This is a genomic window from Paucidesulfovibrio longus DSM 6739 (genome assembly GCF_000420485.1).
Classification (GTDB): domain Bacteria; phylum Desulfobacterota; class Desulfovibrionia; order Desulfovibrionales; family Desulfovibrionaceae; genus Paucidesulfovibrio; species Paucidesulfovibrio longus.
The window spans coordinates 54,270-68,941 of record NZ_ATVA01000016.1; the positions used below are offsets into that span (position 1 = coordinate 54,270).

The following is a 14,672-nucleotide window of genomic DNA, read 5'->3' on the forward strand; positions in this document are numbered from 1 at the left end:
CCTCTCTGGTTTTCTGGTTTCGCATGGCGATGTTACTTGGCTTCCTTGCGCAAATCAATGATGCGTTGCGCCTTGCCCATGGAGCGTTCGATGCCCTTGGGCTCCACGAGCTTGACCGAGGCGGTCACACCGAGGAATTCCTTGATGGAGCCCTGGACCTTCTTTTCCAGGGACTGAAGGCCCTTGATCTCGTCCGTGAACACGCCTTCGTTGACTTCCACGCGTACCTCCAGGGTGTCCATGGTGCCCTTGCGGTCGACCACGAGCTGGTAGTGCGGGGCCAGCCCGTCGGTGTCCAGGAGTATGGATTCGATCTGCTGGGGGAAGACGTTCACGCCGCGAATGATGAGCATGTCGTCGGAGCGGCCCTGGACGCGCATCATGCGCGCCGTGGTCCGGCCGCAGCGGCAGGGGGTGTATTCCAGCCGGGTCAGGTCGCGGGTGCGGTAGCGCAGCAGGGGAATGGCTTCCTTGGTCAGGGTGGTGATGACCAGTTCGCCCATCTCGCCGGGGGCCACGGGTTCGCCGGAAACCGGGTCGATGATCTCCAGCAGGAAGTGGTCTTCCTGCATGTGCAGGCCGTTCTGGGCCTCGGCGCATTCGATGCCCACGCCCGGTCCCATGATCTCGGAAAGGCCGTAGATGTCCAGGGCCTGGATGTTCAGCTTGGCTTCGATGTCCTTGCGCATGGACTCGGACCAGGGCTCCGCGCCGAAGATGCCGACCTTGAGGGGCAGCTTGCGGAAGTCGATGCCCAGTTCCTCGGCGGTTTCCGCAAGGTGCAGCGAGTAGGACGGGGTGCAGCAGATGGCCGTGGCCATGAAGTCCTTGATGATCATGATCTGTCGGCGGGTGGCTCCGCCGGACATGGGGATGACCGTCGCGCCCACGGCTTCCGCGCCGTAGTGCGCGCCCAGGCCGCCCGTGAACAGGCCGTAGCCGTATGCGTTGTGGAGGATGTCGCCGGGGCCGACGCCCGCGGCGGCGAAGCAGCGGCCCATGAGCGAGGCCCAGTTCTTCACGTCGCGGTGGGTGTAGCCGACCACGGTGGCCTTGCCCGTGGTGCCGGACGAGGAGTGGATGCGGACGATGTTCTCCATGCTGACGGCAAACATGCCGTACGGATAATTGTTGCGCAGATCCTGCTTCTCGGTGAAGGGCAGGTGGCGCACGTCGTCGAGCTTCTGGATGTCGCCGGGGCGAACCCCTTTTTCCTCGAGGCGTTTCTTGTAGAACGGCACGTTGTGGTAGACGCGCTCCACGAGGGATTGCAGGCGGCGCAGTTGCAGCGCTTCCAGTTCCTCGCGGGGCAGGGTTTCATGTTCCACGTCGAAGATCATCTCCGGTCCTCCTTTTGGGGCTGAAATGCGGAACAAAAAAGGCCGCGGGTGCGCCCGCGGCCTTGGTTCGACGTGCTTACGCCTCCTTACGCCACGGGCTCTTGAGGCTCCGTAAAGAAGCCGCTGAAGAAACCGGTAAAGCGCTGGAAAAGGGCGTTATCAAGCATGGAATCTCCATGCCTGAAACACGGTTCTCCGTCAAGGTCGGGGGGACTTTTTCGCCGCTGCGGGCGTTCTCTTTTCGGGCTGCCGCGTGTATGGAAAAGACGTGAGAAGCAAAACGAAGCGGATATTTGCGGTCGCGGCCGCGCTGTTTGTCCTGGCTTACGGCCATGCCGACGCCGGGAGTGCGGGAAAACCGATTCTGCCGGGGCTGGACTCGCCGCAGGCGGAGCGGACCTGGAACGATTTCGACGCGCTGCTGGGCGAGGTGGTGCGCGGCGGGTTGGTGGACTACGCCACGCTCGCCGGGGAGACGGCCAGGCTGGACGCCTTTCTGGCCCTGCTGGCCAGTGCGCGCCCGGAGGAGATGAGCGCGGAGCAGTCCCTGGCGTTTCACATCGACCTCTACAACGCCGCGACCCTGCATCTGATCCTGACGCGCTATCCGGACCTGAAGTCCATCAAGGACATCGGCTCCTGGTTCGAGAGTCCCTGGAGCATCGAATTCGTGAATTACGCGGGAAGAAAAGTCAGCCTGGACTACATCGAGCACGAGGTCTTGCGGCGGCGCTTCGCGGATCCGCGCATTCATTTCGCCTTGAACTGTTCGGCGGTCAGCTGTCCGCCTCTGCGGGCGGAGCTGTATGCGCCCGATCGGGTGGACGGGCAGCTCGACGATGCGGCCCGGGCGTTCGTCAACGACCCGGATGCGGTTTTCGTGCGCGACGGGGAACTCTTTCTCAGCCGTATCTTTCGATGGTATGCGGAGGATTTCGCGCAGGGGGCCGAGGCCTTCGTGCGCGGCCTGGCCGGGCCGGAGCTTCTGCGGGCCATGGACCAGGCTTCCGAAGGGGGAACCCTGCGGCTTCGCTATCTCCCGTATGACTGGAGCCTCAACGATCTGGGCCGATCCGGGAGCGGGAGCAGGGGCGCGCAGTAGGGTATGGCGGCGTGCATTGCCTCCGCGCCGCAATTTCTATACAAGACGGGGCGATTCGGAGAGCGTATGAATCTTCAAGAACTTGTGCTCGCCACAAGATCGGTGCGGCGGTTTCGGGAAAACAAAAGCCTGTCTCCGGACACGCTGCGCGGGCTGGCGGACCTTGCACGCCGGACGGCATCCGCCGGAAATTTTCAGCCGTTGCGCTATGTCCTTTCGGTCGATGCGGCGACCAACGCGCGGATATTCGCCCGGCTGGTCTGGGCCGCCTATCTGAAGGACTGGCCAGGGCCGCAGCCGGGCGAACGTCCCGCTGGGTACGTCGTCGTCTGCGCGGACCGGGAAAAGGCCTCCCACGCCCAGGTGGACGCGGGCATCGCCTGCCAGACCATGCTCCTGGCGGCGCGGGCGGAGGGGATCGGCGGCTGCATGCTGGGCGCTCTGGACCGCGAGGGATTGCGGGCGGATCTGGACATCCCGGAAACAGTGGATATTCTCTATGTTCTGGCGTTGGGCGAGCCTGCCGAAGAGGTCGTGCTCGAACCTATGCCCCAGGACGGAAGCGTACAATACTGGCGCGACGCGCAGGAAGTGCATCACGTGCCCAAGCGTGGGCTCGGCGAGGTGGTTCTTGCGGAGTACGGCCCGGAAAAAGTGGAAAAACGATGAACAAGACGGAAAAAGTGCCCGGTTCCCCGAGCAACCTCGAAAAGGCGCGGCTCGTGGTGGAATGGCTGGACGAGAAGCAGGCCGTGGACGTGACGGCCATGAACGTTGAGGGGCTTTGTCCCATCACCGAGACCATCGTGGTGGCTTCGGCGCGCGGCGTGCGTCATGCCCAGTCCCTGGCGGACATGCTCCTGGACCGTTCCGGCGAGCAGAAGCTCGGCTATCTCGGCATGGAAGGCTACCAGAGCGGCGCCTGGATCCTGGTGGATCTCAACGACGTGGTCGTGCACATCTTCCAGGACGACAAGCGCTCGCTCTACAATATCGAAGGGCTCTGGTCCGAGGCGGAGCGCCTTTTCGAGCCCAAGGCCGCCCCGGCCGGGAGCGACGACGAGGACGCGGAATGAGCGGCTGCAAGCCGACGCTGCTGCTGATCCTGGACGGCTGGGGCATTGCGCCCGCCGGACCGGGAAATGCCGTGGCCCAGGCCCGGACTCCGAATCTGAATCGGCTGCTGAAACGCTGGCCGAACACCTCCCTGAGCTGTTGCGGCCGCGCCGTGGGCCTTCCCGAAGGCTTCATGGGCAATTCCGAGGTCGGCCACATGAACATCGGCGCGGGCAGGATCGTCTATCAGGACATGACCCGCATCGACATGGCCCTTGAGGACCGTTCGCTGTTCGAGAATCCCGCGCTGGTCGAGCTCATGGACGCGACCAAGGCCAAGGGCGGCAGGCTGCATTTTCTCGGGCTGCTTTCGGACGGAGGGGTGCACAGCCACCAGGAGCACCTGTACGCGCTGGTGGAAATGGCCCGCGACCGGGGCCTGGAGGACATTTTCGTGCATGCCTTCCTGGATGGGCGCGACACGCCGCCCACCAGCGGCATGGGCTACGTCAAGGATTTTCGCGACGCCCGCAGGCGCATGGGCGCCGGGCGCATCGCCACGCTCATGGGCCGCTACTACGCCATGGACCGCGACACCCGCTGGGACCGCACCAAGGTGGCCTGGGACGCGCTGGTGCACGGCGTGGGCGAGCGCTGCGAAGGGCCGCTGCGCGGACTGCGCGACGCCTACGTCGCCGGGGAAACGGACGAATTCGTCAAGCCTCGGCTCATCGAAGACGTTGACGGCGTGATCCGGGACGGCGACGGCGTGTTTTTGTTCAATTTCCGCGCGGATCGCGTGCGCCAGCTCACGCGCGCCTTCTTCAGCGAGGATTTCGACGAGTTCGAGCGAGGCGACGTGCCGAGCCTTGCGGGCCTGGCCAGCATGACGCGCTACGAATCCGGATTTCCCCTGCCCGTGGCCTTTCCGCCCCAGCGTCTGGACGGCTGCCTGGGCGAAGTCGTCTCCGGACTCGGCCTGCGCCAGCTGCGCATCGCCGAGACCGAGAAGTACGCCCACGTGACCTACTTCCTGAACTGCGGCCGCGAGGAGCCTTTTCCCGGTGAGGACCGCGAGCTGGTCGCTTCGCCCCGCGACGTGGCCACCTACGACCTCAAGCCCGAAATGAGCGCGTCGGAGGTCGCGTCCCGTCTGCTGGAGCTGATGCCGGACTACGACCTGCTCGTCTGCAACCTCGCCAATCTGGACATGGTCGGCCATTCCGGAAAGATGGAGGCCACGCTGCGCGCCGTGGAAACCGTGGACGCCTGCGCGGGCAAGCTCGTGGACGCCATGCTCGCGCGGGGCGGCCGGGTGCTGCTCACCGCCGACCACGGCAACGCCGAGGAGATGCTCGACCAGGACGGCGATCCGCAGACCGCCCATTCCAAGAATCCCGTGCCCCTGGTGCTCATGGAAGAGGGAGCGGAAACGCGCACGCTCCGGCCCGGCAAGCTCGGCGACATCGCGCCGACGCTGCTCGGCCTTTGGGGCGTCACCCCTCCCCAGGGAATGACCGGGGAGAATCTCGTCGCCAAGGAGCGGTCATGAGTGTTTCCGGCAAGCCGGTGACTCCGGTCAAGCCTTCGGGCATGGAGATCATTTACCTTTACGCCTGTCCCTACTGCACGCGGGAGGTGCCGCTGATAGCGCCGACCAGGCCCGCCATGGCCCAGTGCGACGCCTGCCGCAAGAACTTTCCCATCGTGCCCGTGGACGAGAAGGCGGTTCGCTATCTGCGCCTGATGATGGCCGGGGGAAAGGCGGGCATCGACCCGGACTTCCTTTAGGCCATGGACGGCGCGTGCTTGCGGATGTGCTCCACGGCTTCGTCCGTGTCGTCCGTGAGCAGAAACAGTCCGAGATCCTCCTCGCCGATGTAGCCGTCGGCGAGGAGTTTTTTCTGGAACCAATCGAGCAGCCCGCCCCAGTGCGCCTTGTCCATGAGCACGATGGGGAAGGGCTTGATGCGCCGGGTCTGGATCAGCAGCAGGGCTTCGGAAAGCTCGTCCAGGGTGCCGAATCCGCCGGGCATGCCCACGTAGGCCGAGGCGTATTTCACGAACATCAGCTTGCGCACGAAGAAATAGCGGAAGTCGCAGCGCACGCTGAGGTAGGGGTTGGCCTCCTGCTCCAGGGGCAGGTGGATGTGCAGGCCCACGGAGCGTCCTCCCGCGTCGCGGCAGCCCTGGTTGGCCGCGGCCATGAGGCCCGGACCGCCTCCCGTGATGACGGCGAAGCCCGCCTCCGCGAGCTTGCGGGCCAGGTCGCGGGTTCGCCGATAGAGCGGGGCGCTTTCCCGCGCGCGGGCCGATCCGAAGATGGAAACCGCCGGCCCCTGTTCCCCCAGGGTTTCGAATCCTTCCACGATTTCGGCCATGATCTTGAAAAGGCGCCAGGATTCCGCGGTGCTGAGGTCGTCTATCAGGTACTGCATGGAGCGGGGCATGGGTTCCTCCTGAATGGGCCAATGCTTCGGCCACTTGCCAAAACACGGCCCGATGGTGCATGAAACGCGATGCGCGGACTGGTCCGCGTTTTTCATGCAGAATACACGCTTCCCCGCGTCCATGAAAGACCGGAAGCGAAACCGGGCCGCAAGGCCGCACCGTCTACTTTCTCGGAGGATCGATGAAAGTCACCTTCCTGGGCGCTGCCCAGACCGTCACGGGTTCCAGCTACAAGCTCGAATGCAACGGCATCAAGTTTCTCGTGGATGCGGGCATGTTTCAGGGCAACAAGGAAATCGAGAAGCGGAATTTCGACACGGATCGCCATGATCCGAAGAAGCTCGACTTCATTCTCGTGACGCACGCGCACATCGACCACAGCGGCCTGCTGCCGCGCCTGGTCAAGCAGGGCTTTCGCGGCACGATTTATACCTCCGAACCGACGCGCGACCTGCTGGAGATCATGCTGCTCGATTCGGCGCACATCCAGGAGATGGAAGCCGAATACGTGAACCGCAAGCGCAACCGGCGCGGCGGCGGCGACGTGGAGCCGCTCTACACCCAGGCGGACGTGGAAAAGACCCTGCCGCTGATCCAGACGGTCAAGTACGACGAGGCCTTCGAGCCCAAGCCGGGCCTGAAGATCCGTTTCCGCGACGCCGGACACATTCTCGGCTCGGCCTTCATCCGCATCGAATACGAGCATGGGGACAAGCCCACCTCGCTGCTGTTCTCCGGCGACCTCGGCCGCCCCGCGCAGCTGCTCGTCAACGACCCGGCCATCGCCGTGACCCCGGACTACCTGTTTCTGGAGTCCACCTACGGCAACCGCGTGCACAAGGACGAAAGCAACAGCCTGGACGAGCTGGCCGAAGCCATCGCCTACAGCTACGGCAAGGGCGAGAAGGTCGTCATTCCGGCTTTTGCCGTGGAGCGTTCCCAGCAGATCATCTACTCGCTGTTCCTGCTCTACAAGCAGGGCCGACTGCCTGCGGACATGCCCGTTTTTCTGGACAGCCCCATGGCCATCCGCGCCACGGAGGTCTTCCGCAAGCACCCTGAATATTTCGATCGGCAGACCCAGGATCTGATCAAGAACGGCGAGGATCCCCTGATGCTGCCGAACCTGAAGTTCACCCTGAGCACGGCGGAATCCCAGGCCATCAACAGCACGGCCGGGCCAGCCGTGATCATTTCCGCCAGCGGCATGGCCACTGCCGGACGCATCAAGCATCATCTCAAGCACAACCTCTGGCGTCCGGGCGCAAGCGTGGTTTTCGTCGGCTACCAGGGCGTGGGCACGCCGGGCCGCAAGATCGTGGGCGGAGTGAGCAAGATCCGTCTGTTCGGAGAGGATGTGGCCGTCAAGGCCAGGATCTTCACCATCAACGGCTTCTCGGGCCACGCGGGCCAGGACGAACTGCTCGGCTGGGTCAGCCGCTTCCGCGCGCAGGACATGAAGGTCTTCCTCATTCATGGCGAGCCGGTCGCGCAGAAGGTCTTTGCCGAGCTGCTGCGCACGGACTTCAAGCTGGACGTGCACATCCCCGATTATCTGGAAGAGGTCACGCTGGAGCCGGGCCGCATCCTGGAAGCCGTGCAGCACACGGAACTGGCGCGCCCCAGCGTGGATTGGGATTTCCTGCTTCAGGATTCGGGAAGGCTTTTCGAGGAGCTCAGGAACCGCGTGGACAAGGTCAAGGAACGGCCCTGGGTGGAGCAGACGGAAATCCGCGACCGCCTGATGACCGTGAACCGGCTTATGGTGGAGCTGATTTCCGAAATGTAGCGGGGGCCGCGCCGCGGCCCGGAAGCGGATACGTCGAGTACGGCAAAGAGAATGCGCATCATCAGCGGACAATACGGCGGGCGGGTCATCCGCACCGCCGAAGGGCCGGGCTACCGGCCCGCCACCTCCAAGGTGCGCCAGTCCATCTTCTCCATGCTGGAGGCGCGCGGACTGGAGTGGCCGGGGCTGCGCGCCGCCGACCTCTTTGCGGGGAGCGGCAGCTTGGCCATGGAGGCGCTCAGCCGGGGGGCGGACTTCGCCCTCTTCGTCGAGAAGGCCCCCAAGGCCGCCCAATTGATCCGCGCCAATCTCAAGGAGCTGGGAGCATCGACCTCCCGGTTCCGGGTCGCCGTCTCCGACGTGGTCCAGCTCTTGCGCAAGGGCACGGACAAGCCCTATGATCTGATATTCATCGATCCTCCTTATGGGAAGGATCTTCTCGTTCCTGCCCTGGAAGCGGTCCAGGCCCGCGAGTGGCTCGCGCAGGGCGGTTTCCTGCTCGCCGAGGTGGAGGCCGCCCTGGAGCCCGACGACCCGGCAGGGCTGGAACGCATCACCGACCGAACCTACGGTCAGACAAGGATAGTATTATGGCATCGCACAACCCTCGGCTCGCCATCTACCCCGGAACCTTCGACCCCCTGACCAACGGCCATGTGAGCCTCATCAAGCGCGGGGCCAAAATATTCGACACCGTGGTTCTGGCCGTGGCCAAGAGCACCTCGAAGCGGACGCTTTTCACGCTGGACGAGCGCGTGCTCATGGCGCGCGAAGCGCTCGCCAACGAACGGGGCATTCTCGTGGAACCCTTTGACGGCCTGCTGGTGGATTATGTCGAACGCCGTGGGGCGGGGGCCATTCTGCGCGGTCTGCGCGCGGTTTCGGACTTCGAGTACGAATTCCAGATGGCGCTGATGAACCGCAAGCTCAAGCGGGACATCGAGACCGTGTTTCTGATGACGGACTTCAAGTGGATGTACCTTTCGTCCACCATCGTCAAGGACGTGGCCTGCCACGGCGGTTCGGTCAAGGGACTGGTGCCGGACTGCGTGGTCACGCCGCTGTACAAGCGTTGCGAGGAACGGCGGCGGCAGGCCGGGGACTAGGACATGGGCGAGGGCATGGACAGGGCGAAGGAGCCGCTGCGCGCGGTCTGCATTCTCGGCCCGACCGGCACGGGCAAGACCAGGGCCGCGCTGTCCCTGGGCCGGGGCGTGGAGGTGGTCAATTTCGACTCCCGGCAGGTCTACGAGGACTTCCCGATCATCACGGCCCAGCCCAGTGCCGACGAACGCGCCCAGGCCCCGCACCATCTGTATGGATTTCTGCCCACCACCGAGGCCATGAACGCGGCCCGCATGGCCGATCTGGCCGCAGAGGCGGCCCAGGCGGCTGCCGCGCGAGGCAATCTGCCCGTGCTCGTGGGCGGCACGGGGCTGTATCTGCGCGTGCTGCTCCAGGGCATCGCGCCCATACCCGAAATTCCCGGCGAGGTCCGCTCCGCCGTGCTCGCCCGGCTGGAGCGCGAAGGCCCGCAACGGATGCACGCGGAACTGCTGGACATCGATCCGGACTACGCCGAAGTCATCCATCCCAACGACAGCCAGCGCAATGCCAGAGCCCAGGAGGTCTGGCTGGCCACGGGCCGGAACATGAGCTGGTGGCATGCCCAGGCCGTGCCCGCCCATCCCGTCGAGGCCCTGCGCATCGGCATCGTCGCGGACCTGGAGGAATTGACGCCGAGACTGGCCGCGCGCATCGACGAAATGATCGAGCACGGGGCCTTGGAAGAGGCCCGGCGGACGTATCAAAAATGCTCCGATCCCTCGGCGCCGGGCTGGAGCGGGATCGGCTGCGCGGAGCTTCTGGCCTGGCTGCGGGGCGAGACGTCCCTGGCGGAGGCCCGGGATCTCTGGCTGCGCAACACCAGAGCCTATGCCAAGCGGCAGATGACCTGGTGCCGCAAGGAGCGGAACCTTTCGCTCTTCGATGCGGGAGATTTCAAGGGCATTGCCGCCGAGGTGGAGCGCTGGCTGAATTCCTAGGTGCGGCGAGAGGCCTGCCCGTCGAGCACGATGGGCGGCAGGCTCCAAAGCAGCTTGGCTTTGCGGTCCAGTGCGGCCTCGGTTTCGAGGCAGAGCAGCCCCCCGTGTTCCAGGGCGATGTCCACCAGGGGAGTGGAGCGGTTTTCGCCGCAGAGCATCCGGCTGGCGATCCGCGTCACAAGCGGGACATCGCTGACGATGAGGATGGAGCGCGCCTGTTCCTGCCGCAAAAGGTCCAGCAGCGCTTCCGTCGAGGCCGAGGCCCGCGCGCGTTTATCCATGACGGCTCTGCATTGGGAGTCGGCCAGGACCGAGAGCACGGCCTGGGCGGACTGCATCGGCACCGAGTCCGGCGGAAAGAGCGCCAGGTCGAACCAGAGTCCCAGGCCGAGCAGGGTGCGGGCCGAGCGCTCCAGGCGTTCGCGTCCCACGGGACCGAGGCCGGGATTCGGCGCGCTGCCTTCGGGCAGGGCTTCTCCGCTGCGCATCAAATGGATTCTGATCATGTTCGACGCTCCTTCCGCCAGTACTAGCATTCGCGGACCGCAGCGGCAACTCGCCCGGCAGCCCGTGCGGTTGTTCGGCGGGGCGGTACGGCTTGCCTATCTTTTCAGGGCGGGATACATCCATCACGCGGAAGCGATGAGTTTTAGAAAAGAGAAACGCTCCAAGGAGTTCGGAATGAAGTGCAGGCTTCTTGCGTTGTCGGCCCTGCTGGTCGCGTCCTGGGTTGCCGACGTGTCCGCGCCGGCGGTCTGTCTGGCCCAGGATGCGGTCGCGCCCAAACAGGCGACGGCGGAACAGGCCGGCCCCCAGCCTCTGGGGCAGCCCAGCGCGTTGGATCAGGTCGAGAATTGGATCAGCCGGAACGTGGATGCGGCCGACCAGAACGGAACCGTGGCGGTGCCTGAGCCGAGGCAGCAGTCCGGTCTGACCCGCGAGGCGGATCTGGCCCAGGTGGACTGGGGCGCGGGCAAAATCACGAGTTTCGGCGTTTCCGAAATTTCCGGCGCCGACCTGAATCCCGCAAGGGCGGAAGCGTTGGCCATTCGCAAGGCCACGCTCCAGGCGCGCAAGCAATTGCAGGACGCTGTTTTCGGGCTGGCCCTGGACGGGCGGCATCTGGTGGGCGAGGAACTCACGGCGCAGCAGCGCACGGAACTTCTTGGAAAACTTCAGAATTCGCCCATCTCCAGGCAAACCGAGCCGGACGGCGCGGGCGGAGCCCGCATCGAGGTCCAGGCCGAGGTGTCTCTGCGGGGGGCCATGGCCGAGGCGCTTATCCCGCCCTCCGTGGCGTTCCAGAGCCGCATTCCCCCGACCATCGATCTCACGACCGATGTCTCCGGTGCCGGGGCCACGGACGTGGACCAGTTGGAATATCGCCAGTCCATGGCCGAGCTGGGAGCTTTCACGGGGCTGGTCGTGGATGCGCGCGGATTCGACGCCGCTCCGGCCTTGTTGCCCGTGGTGGCCGGACCGGACGGCAAGGCCGCCTTCGGGCCGTTTCTCGCGCCGAGGTCGCTGGTTTTGGAGCAGGGGCTCGCCGTGTACGCGCATTCGCCCCAGGACGCCGCAGCCAGGAGCCGGGCGGGAGGAACTCCGCTCGTGGTCAGGGTTTTGGCCGTTTCCGGTCCGCAGCGGGCCGACCTGGTCATCTCCGCGGCGGACGCCGAGCTTGTGCGCATGTTGTTCCGCTCCGAGGGCATGGCCGACCGCTGTCCCGCGGTCATCGTCATGGACTGAGGCGCGACAGGGAATCTTGAGCAATACTGACGCCGTCCGTCGTTCACATCGGCGCGGGCGGTTCTGAAAAGGGATGCACATGTCCGATCGGATCGATATTTCGCCTTGCACGGGATCGGGGGCGATGCCCCGCCTGGGGGTGGCGCTTCTGCGCGCACTGCTGCTGACCCTGCTCCTGGTCGTCGCGGCCCAGGCTGCGGAGGTGCGGGTCTTCCACCCCAGAGAGGAGGGTCTGAATCCCAGCGAACAGCGCCAGAAAACGCTGGAACTCGGCTTTGAGGAAGGGGTTTTCCAGGCCGCGCTCAAGCTGCTGCCCGCGCCTCTTTCCGAGGAGCGTTCCGCGCTGCTTCGCGAACATCTCGCTCCCGACGCCGCCCGCTACGTGCTTGGCTACAAGGAAGTGGCCATCACTCCCGCCGCAGACGGGCTGAACATGGTCGTGAACGTTGACGTGGATCGGCGGACCCTGCGCGAGACCCTTGTAAAGATGGGGCTGTTCCGCACGTTGAATTCTCCGGTGCAGGCGAACATCATCGCCGAGCCCAGCCTGACGCAGCAGGATCTCGAAACCCTTGGCAAGCTGAGGGTGCTGACGGGCGTCTCGCCGTCGGCGGCGCCGTATCCCGAGCTGCGCATCGGCCGCGAAGCGAGCGGACCCGTGCGGGGAGTGCTCCATTCCACGGTCGGGAGTTGGTCCGCCCTGGACACCGATATCCGTACGGTCTGGTTTCGGCTTTGGGAACGGTATTTCGCCAGCAGCGACATGGGCGTGACCGGAGGGCATTCCGAAGTCCTTTCCGTCGCGGGCTGGTTCACCCCGGACGGAGCCGCGGAATTCGACAATGTATTGCGGAGCTGGGACGGCGTGTTGCGCGACGTGCGCTTGATCGACATGGACATCGCCACGGAAGGCGTTTCCGCCCGCTGGGAGATCGGGGTGGCGGACGGCGCGTCGCTGAACGCCAAGCTGGAGGAGTATCTTCCCCCGCGCGGCTTGAGCTACCGCTTGTCCGGCGGCGAGGCGCAAGCCCCGAAGCCGTAGAGGGAAATGGTTTTCCCGAAAAGCCCGGCCCGGTCCAGCGACTGGCGCCGGGCTTTTTCTTGCCGAATGCTGTGGACTTTTCGCCCTGCTGCTGTATTATGAAGAAATGGGAATAATAAGCAGTATGAATCAGAGCAAAGGAGCAAGATCATGAAGGTAAGCGCACGCAATCTTCTGCCCGGAACGGTCAAGAATATCGTCAAGGGCGCTGTCAATTGCGAGGTGGTCGTTGAAGTGGCTCCCGGAGTGGAGGTCGTTTCAGTCATTACGCTGTCGTCCGTGGAGCGGCTCGGACTCAAGCCCGGCTCCAAGGTCAACGCCATGGTCAAGGCCAGCAGCGTGATGTTGACCGTGGATTGATCGGCTGACCCGACTTCTGCGGCGGAAGCCGTCTGGAGTCGGCGATTCGGCTCGAAAGAAAGCAAAAAGCCCGGACCATCAGGTTCGGGCTTTTTAATATCGAGAATAGAAGAGATCAGCTCTCTTTCTTCTTGTCCTCGACCTTGCTTTTGTCCGGGGTCACGTCGATTTCTTCGGGTTCGCCCGTGGCACGCTTGAAGTTTTGGATGGCCTTGCCGATGCCGGAACCAACTTCGGGGAGCTTGTTGGCACCGAAAATCAGCACCACAATGAGCAGAATCAGGACGAGTTCCCAAACACCGAGTCCAAACATGAGCGTCCTCCAGTTGTGAAGTGATTTCGGACAATACACGCGGCGATTTGCAAGGTCAAGGATGCCTGGCGGGCGGCGCGGAAAAATGTGCGGGCGCGATTTTCCCTGTCGTCTCCCTGGGAAAGGAGCTTTCCATCTCTCGACGAGCGGGGTGGAAACGTGTAAAAAAGGTCCAAGGGCGAGACGCCCCCCTTGAAACACTATGCCCAATGTCCGCAGAATGCCCGGCAGCGCTTGCCGCTACTACGCTGCCGGGCGATGCCTTTACACCGAGCGGCTCAATCCCGGCTACGACGAATCGTTGCGCTGTCGGTTCCTGGCCTTGTGGGAAAAGGAGTTCGACTCCTTTTTGGACAGGGCCGAGGCATTCGCTCTGGACCAACAGGAACTGGCGGCCCTGTGGGACCGCCGTTTCGAGCGGTTGCAGCAAAGCGGAAAGGGCTGCGGGGATTACCACCCCTGCGAAAACGGGGGCGACCAGGGCTGCGTGAACGGCTGCGGCGACGTCTGTCTGCTGGCTCTGCCGTTTTGCTCCGGGCGGTGCCGGCATTTCGAGCTGCCCCGACCCGAACATGATCCCGAACAACACGATACCGACAAGGAGAGCTGAGGCCATGCTGCTGCACTTTCCCAATTTGCATCCCGAATGCGTTCCCGGCGGGCCGCTGCCCGGCGTCCTGTTTCTGGATCCCGGCCTGGAGGAGGCTTCCGGAGAGGAGCGCTTTCGTCCGGATGGATTGCCCCTTGATCCCTCGGACGCCCGCCACCTGCTCGACGACTGCATCCGCTTCGGCGAGCAGTTCGCCAATCCCAAGGAAATGGCATTTTTCGGCGCGCAGCCTGCGCAGGCGGACCGGGGCGAGAGTGTCTCCGTGCTCGAATCGGAATTGAAGCGCCGACTCGGCCAGGGCGCTGCCGCGCAGCCGCAAAGCGGCGATCCGCAGGCGGCGCGCGCGCAGTTCCTGCTTTTGCTGGCCTGGAGCCTGGAAGAGCGCGTCATCGAGCTGCGCAAGCTCAGTCTCGGCATGGAACAGGCCTGGAACCGATTCGGCTCCACCCTCGGCGTGGAGGGCGACGACGCCCTGGACGAGGCGGAGTTCAAGCTGGACAGCCTGATTTCGAACATGCAGGCCCCGGATTCGGCAGTGCCTTCCCTGCCCTGGCCGTTGCTTTTGGAGGCGGTTTGCGCTTTCGTCCCGAAGGGGGCGGTTTTGGTCGTCCGCGACCCGGAAATCGTGGCCGCTCTGGACGACGCCGGGCTTGAGTTCGCTCCGGCTCCGGCGGAACTCGGACTGCCGGAAGGCGCGCGCGTGGCCGAAGCCCCAGCCTGGCGCATGGCCGGACTGGCCAAGGAACCCGAAAAACGCCCGCTCATGGCGCGGACGATGCGGATGGCCGCCGCACCTGTGAAAACGGACTAACGAGGAG

At 64.6% G+C, this 14,672-nt stretch carries 18 protein-coding genes; 14 read left to right on the forward strand and 4 right to left on the reverse strand.

Annotation, left to right across the window (positions count from 1 at the left end; genetic code table 11):
* Positions 1-32: 32 nt before the first annotated feature.
* On the reverse strand, positions 33-1,340 hold the full coding sequence (locus G452_RS0113040) for a phenylacetate--CoA ligase family protein (RefSeq protein ID WP_022662703.1): 1,308 nt from the start codon (positions 1,338-1,340) through the stop codon (positions 33-35).
* Between the two features lie 268 nt (positions 1,341-1,608).
* Here G452_RS0113040 and G452_RS19530 point away from each other — a divergent pair, with 268 nt between their 5' ends.
* The 5 genes from G452_RS19530 (at position 1,609) to G452_RS0113070 (ending at position 5,289) form a co-directional block, all read left to right on the forward strand.
* On the forward strand, positions 1,609-2,442 hold the full coding sequence (locus G452_RS19530) for a DUF547 domain-containing protein (protein WP_022662704.1): 834 nt from the start codon (positions 1,609-1,611) through the stop codon (positions 2,440-2,442).
* Between the two features lie 66 nt (positions 2,443-2,508).
* Positions 2,509-3,111, forward strand: a complete 603-nt coding sequence (locus G452_RS0113055; RefSeq protein WP_022662705.1) for a nitroreductase family protein — start codon at positions 2,509-2,511, stop codon at positions 3,109-3,111.
* On the forward strand, positions 3,108-3,518 hold the full coding sequence (rsfS, locus tag G452_RS19535) for a ribosome silencing factor (protein WP_022662706.1): 411 nt from the start codon (positions 3,108-3,110) through the stop codon (positions 3,516-3,518). The genes G452_RS0113055 and rsfS overlap by 4 nt, the downstream gene beginning before the upstream one ends.
* Positions 3,515-5,050, forward strand: coding sequence for a 2,3-bisphosphoglycerate-independent phosphoglycerate mutase (gene gpmI / locus G452_RS0113065; RefSeq protein WP_022662707.1), 1,536 nt, complete (start codon positions 3,515-3,517; stop codon positions 5,048-5,050). The genes rsfS and gpmI overlap by 4 nt, the downstream gene beginning before the upstream one ends.
* Positions 5,047-5,289 (forward strand): hypothetical protein, encoded by a 243-nt coding sequence (locus G452_RS0113070; RefSeq protein WP_022662708.1) that lies wholly within the window; start codon positions 5,047-5,049, stop codon positions 5,287-5,289. Before gpmI ends, G452_RS0113070 begins: the two co-directional genes overlap by 4 nt.
* On the opposite strand, the gene G452_RS0113075 is transcribed toward G452_RS0113070, so the two are convergent.
* The gene (locus G452_RS0113075) at positions 5,286-5,948 is read right to left on the reverse strand and encodes an LOG family protein (protein WP_022662709.1); all 663 of its coding nucleotides are present in this window, start codon (positions 5,946-5,948) and stop codon (positions 5,286-5,288) included. The genes G452_RS0113070 and G452_RS0113075 overlap by 4 nt on opposite strands.
* Positions 5,949-6,130: 182 nt before the next feature.
* Between G452_RS0113075 and G452_RS0113080 the strand changes: the two genes are divergently transcribed.
* Genes G452_RS0113080 through miaA form a run of 4 tightly spaced genes read left to right on the forward strand, consistent with a single transcriptional unit; the run spans position 6,131 to position 9,783 of the window.
* A complete protein-coding gene (locus tag G452_RS0113080) occupies positions 6,131-7,738 on the forward strand; it encodes an MBL fold metallo-hydrolase RNA specificity domain-containing protein (RefSeq protein ID WP_022662710.1) in 1,608 nt (535 codons plus the stop codon).
* Between the two features lie 51 nt (positions 7,739-7,789).
* Complete coding sequence (rsmD, locus tag G452_RS0113085) at positions 7,790-8,383, forward strand: 16S rRNA (guanine(966)-N(2))-methyltransferase RsmD (RefSeq protein WP_022662711.1); 594 nt, start codon at positions 7,790-7,792, stop codon at positions 8,381-8,383.
* A complete protein-coding gene (gene coaD, locus G452_RS0113090; protein ID WP_027189240.1) occupies positions 8,329-8,844 on the forward strand; it encodes a pantetheine-phosphate adenylyltransferase in 516 nt (171 codons plus the stop codon). The genes rsmD and coaD overlap by 55 nt, the downstream gene beginning before the upstream one ends.
* Before the next feature lie 15 nt (positions 8,845-8,859).
* Complete coding sequence (gene miaA / locus G452_RS0113095) at positions 8,860-9,783, forward strand: tRNA (adenosine(37)-N6)-dimethylallyltransferase MiaA (RefSeq protein ID WP_027189241.1); 924 nt, start codon at positions 8,860-8,862, stop codon at positions 9,781-9,783.
* Here the strand turns inward: miaA and G452_RS0113100 are convergent.
* Complete coding sequence (locus G452_RS0113100) at positions 9,780-10,289, reverse strand: histidine phosphatase family protein (RefSeq protein WP_022662712.1); 510 nt, start codon at positions 10,287-10,289, stop codon at positions 9,780-9,782. The genes miaA and G452_RS0113100 overlap by 4 nt on opposite strands.
* A gap of 175 nt (positions 10,290-10,464) precedes the next feature.
* On the opposite strand from G452_RS0113100, the gene G452_RS0113105 reads away from it, so the two are divergent.
* The 3 genes from G452_RS0113105 (at position 10,465) to G452_RS0113115 (ending at position 12,931) form a co-directional block, all read left to right on the forward strand.
* The gene (locus G452_RS0113105) at positions 10,465-11,529 is read left to right on the forward strand and encodes a hypothetical protein (protein WP_022662713.1); all 1,065 of its coding nucleotides are present in this window, start codon (positions 10,465-10,467) and stop codon (positions 11,527-11,529) included.
* A gap of 124 nt (positions 11,530-11,653) precedes the next feature.
* Positions 11,654-12,571 (forward strand): hypothetical protein, encoded by a 918-nt coding sequence (locus G452_RS0113110; RefSeq protein WP_022662714.1) that lies wholly within the window; start codon positions 11,654-11,656, stop codon positions 12,569-12,571.
* A gap of 150 nt (positions 12,572-12,721) precedes the next feature.
* On the forward strand, positions 12,722-12,931 hold the full coding sequence (locus G452_RS0113115) for a TOBE domain-containing protein (RefSeq protein ID WP_022662715.1): 210 nt from the start codon (positions 12,722-12,724) through the stop codon (positions 12,929-12,931).
* Between the two features lie 115 nt (positions 12,932-13,046).
* Here G452_RS0113115 and G452_RS0113120 read toward each other — a convergent pair whose 3' ends face one another.
* Entirely contained in the window at positions 13,047-13,244 is a 198-nt protein-coding gene (locus G452_RS0113120; protein WP_022662716.1) for a twin-arginine translocase TatA/TatE family subunit, read from the reverse strand.
* 202 nt (positions 13,245-13,446) lie between these two features.
* On the opposite strand from G452_RS0113120, the gene G452_RS19540 reads away from it, so the two are divergent.
* Both G452_RS19540 and G452_RS19545 read left to right on the forward strand, forming a co-directional pair.
* On the forward strand, positions 13,447-13,854 hold the full coding sequence (locus G452_RS19540; RefSeq protein ID WP_022662717.1) for a hypothetical protein: 408 nt from the start codon (positions 13,447-13,449) through the stop codon (positions 13,852-13,854).
* Between the two features lie 4 nt (positions 13,855-13,858).
* A complete protein-coding gene (locus G452_RS19545) occupies positions 13,859-14,665 on the forward strand; it encodes a hypothetical protein (protein ID WP_022662718.1) in 807 nt (268 codons plus the stop codon).
* Positions 14,666-14,672 lie beyond the last annotated feature (7 nt).

What these genes read in the sequence shown, in the direction of transcription:
- G452_RS0113040 (WP_022662703.1), bottom strand. Translation starts at nt 1,340, where the DNA reads ATGATCTTCGACGTGGAACATGAAACCCTGCCCCGCGAGGAACTGGAA.
- G452_RS0113055 (WP_022662705.1), top strand. Translation starts at nt 2,509, where the DNA reads ATGAATCTTCAAGAACTTGTGCTCGCCACAAGATCGGTGCGGCGGTTT.
- rsfS (WP_022662706.1), top strand. Translation starts at nt 3,108, where the DNA reads ATGAACAAGACGGAAAAAGTGCCCGGTTCCCCGAGCAACCTCGAAAAG.
- gpmI (WP_022662707.1), top strand. Translation starts at nt 3,515, where the DNA reads ATGAGCGGCTGCAAGCCGACGCTGCTGCTGATCCTGGACGGCTGGGGC.
- G452_RS0113070 (WP_022662708.1), top strand. Translation starts at nt 5,047, where the DNA reads ATGAGTGTTTCCGGCAAGCCGGTGACTCCGGTCAAGCCTTCGGGCATG.
- G452_RS0113075 (WP_022662709.1), bottom strand. Translation starts at nt 5,948, where the DNA reads ATGCCCCGCTCCATGCAGTACCTGATAGACGACCTCAGCACCGCGGAA.
- G452_RS0113080 (WP_022662710.1), top strand. Translation starts at nt 6,131, where the DNA reads ATGAAAGTCACCTTCCTGGGCGCTGCCCAGACCGTCACGGGTTCCAGC.
- rsmD (WP_022662711.1), top strand. Translation starts at nt 7,790, where the DNA reads ATGCGCATCATCAGCGGACAATACGGCGGGCGGGTCATCCGCACCGCC.
- coaD (WP_027189240.1), top strand. Translation starts at nt 8,329, where the DNA reads ATGGCATCGCACAACCCTCGGCTCGCCATCTACCCCGGAACCTTCGAC.
- miaA (WP_027189241.1), top strand. Translation starts at nt 8,860, where the DNA reads ATGGACAGGGCGAAGGAGCCGCTGCGCGCGGTCTGCATTCTCGGCCCG.
- G452_RS0113100 (WP_022662712.1), bottom strand. Translation starts at nt 10,289, where the DNA reads ATGATCAGAATCCATTTGATGCGCAGCGGAGAAGCCCTGCCCGAAGGC.
- G452_RS0113105 (WP_022662713.1), top strand. Translation starts at nt 10,465, where the DNA reads ATGAAGTGCAGGCTTCTTGCGTTGTCGGCCCTGCTGGTCGCGTCCTGG.
- G452_RS0113110 (WP_022662714.1), top strand. Translation starts at nt 11,654, where the DNA reads ATGCCCCGCCTGGGGGTGGCGCTTCTGCGCGCACTGCTGCTGACCCTG.
- G452_RS0113115 (WP_022662715.1), top strand. Translation starts at nt 12,722, where the DNA reads ATGAAGGTAAGCGCACGCAATCTTCTGCCCGGAACGGTCAAGAATATC.
- G452_RS0113120 (WP_022662716.1), bottom strand. Translation starts at nt 13,244, where the DNA reads ATGTTTGGACTCGGTGTTTGGGAACTCGTCCTGATTCTGCTCATTGTG.
- G452_RS19540 (WP_022662717.1), top strand. Translation starts at nt 13,447, where the DNA reads ATGCCCAATGTCCGCAGAATGCCCGGCAGCGCTTGCCGCTACTACGCT.
- G452_RS19545 (WP_022662718.1), top strand. Translation starts at nt 13,859, where the DNA reads ATGCTGCTGCACTTTCCCAATTTGCATCCCGAATGCGTTCCCGGCGGG.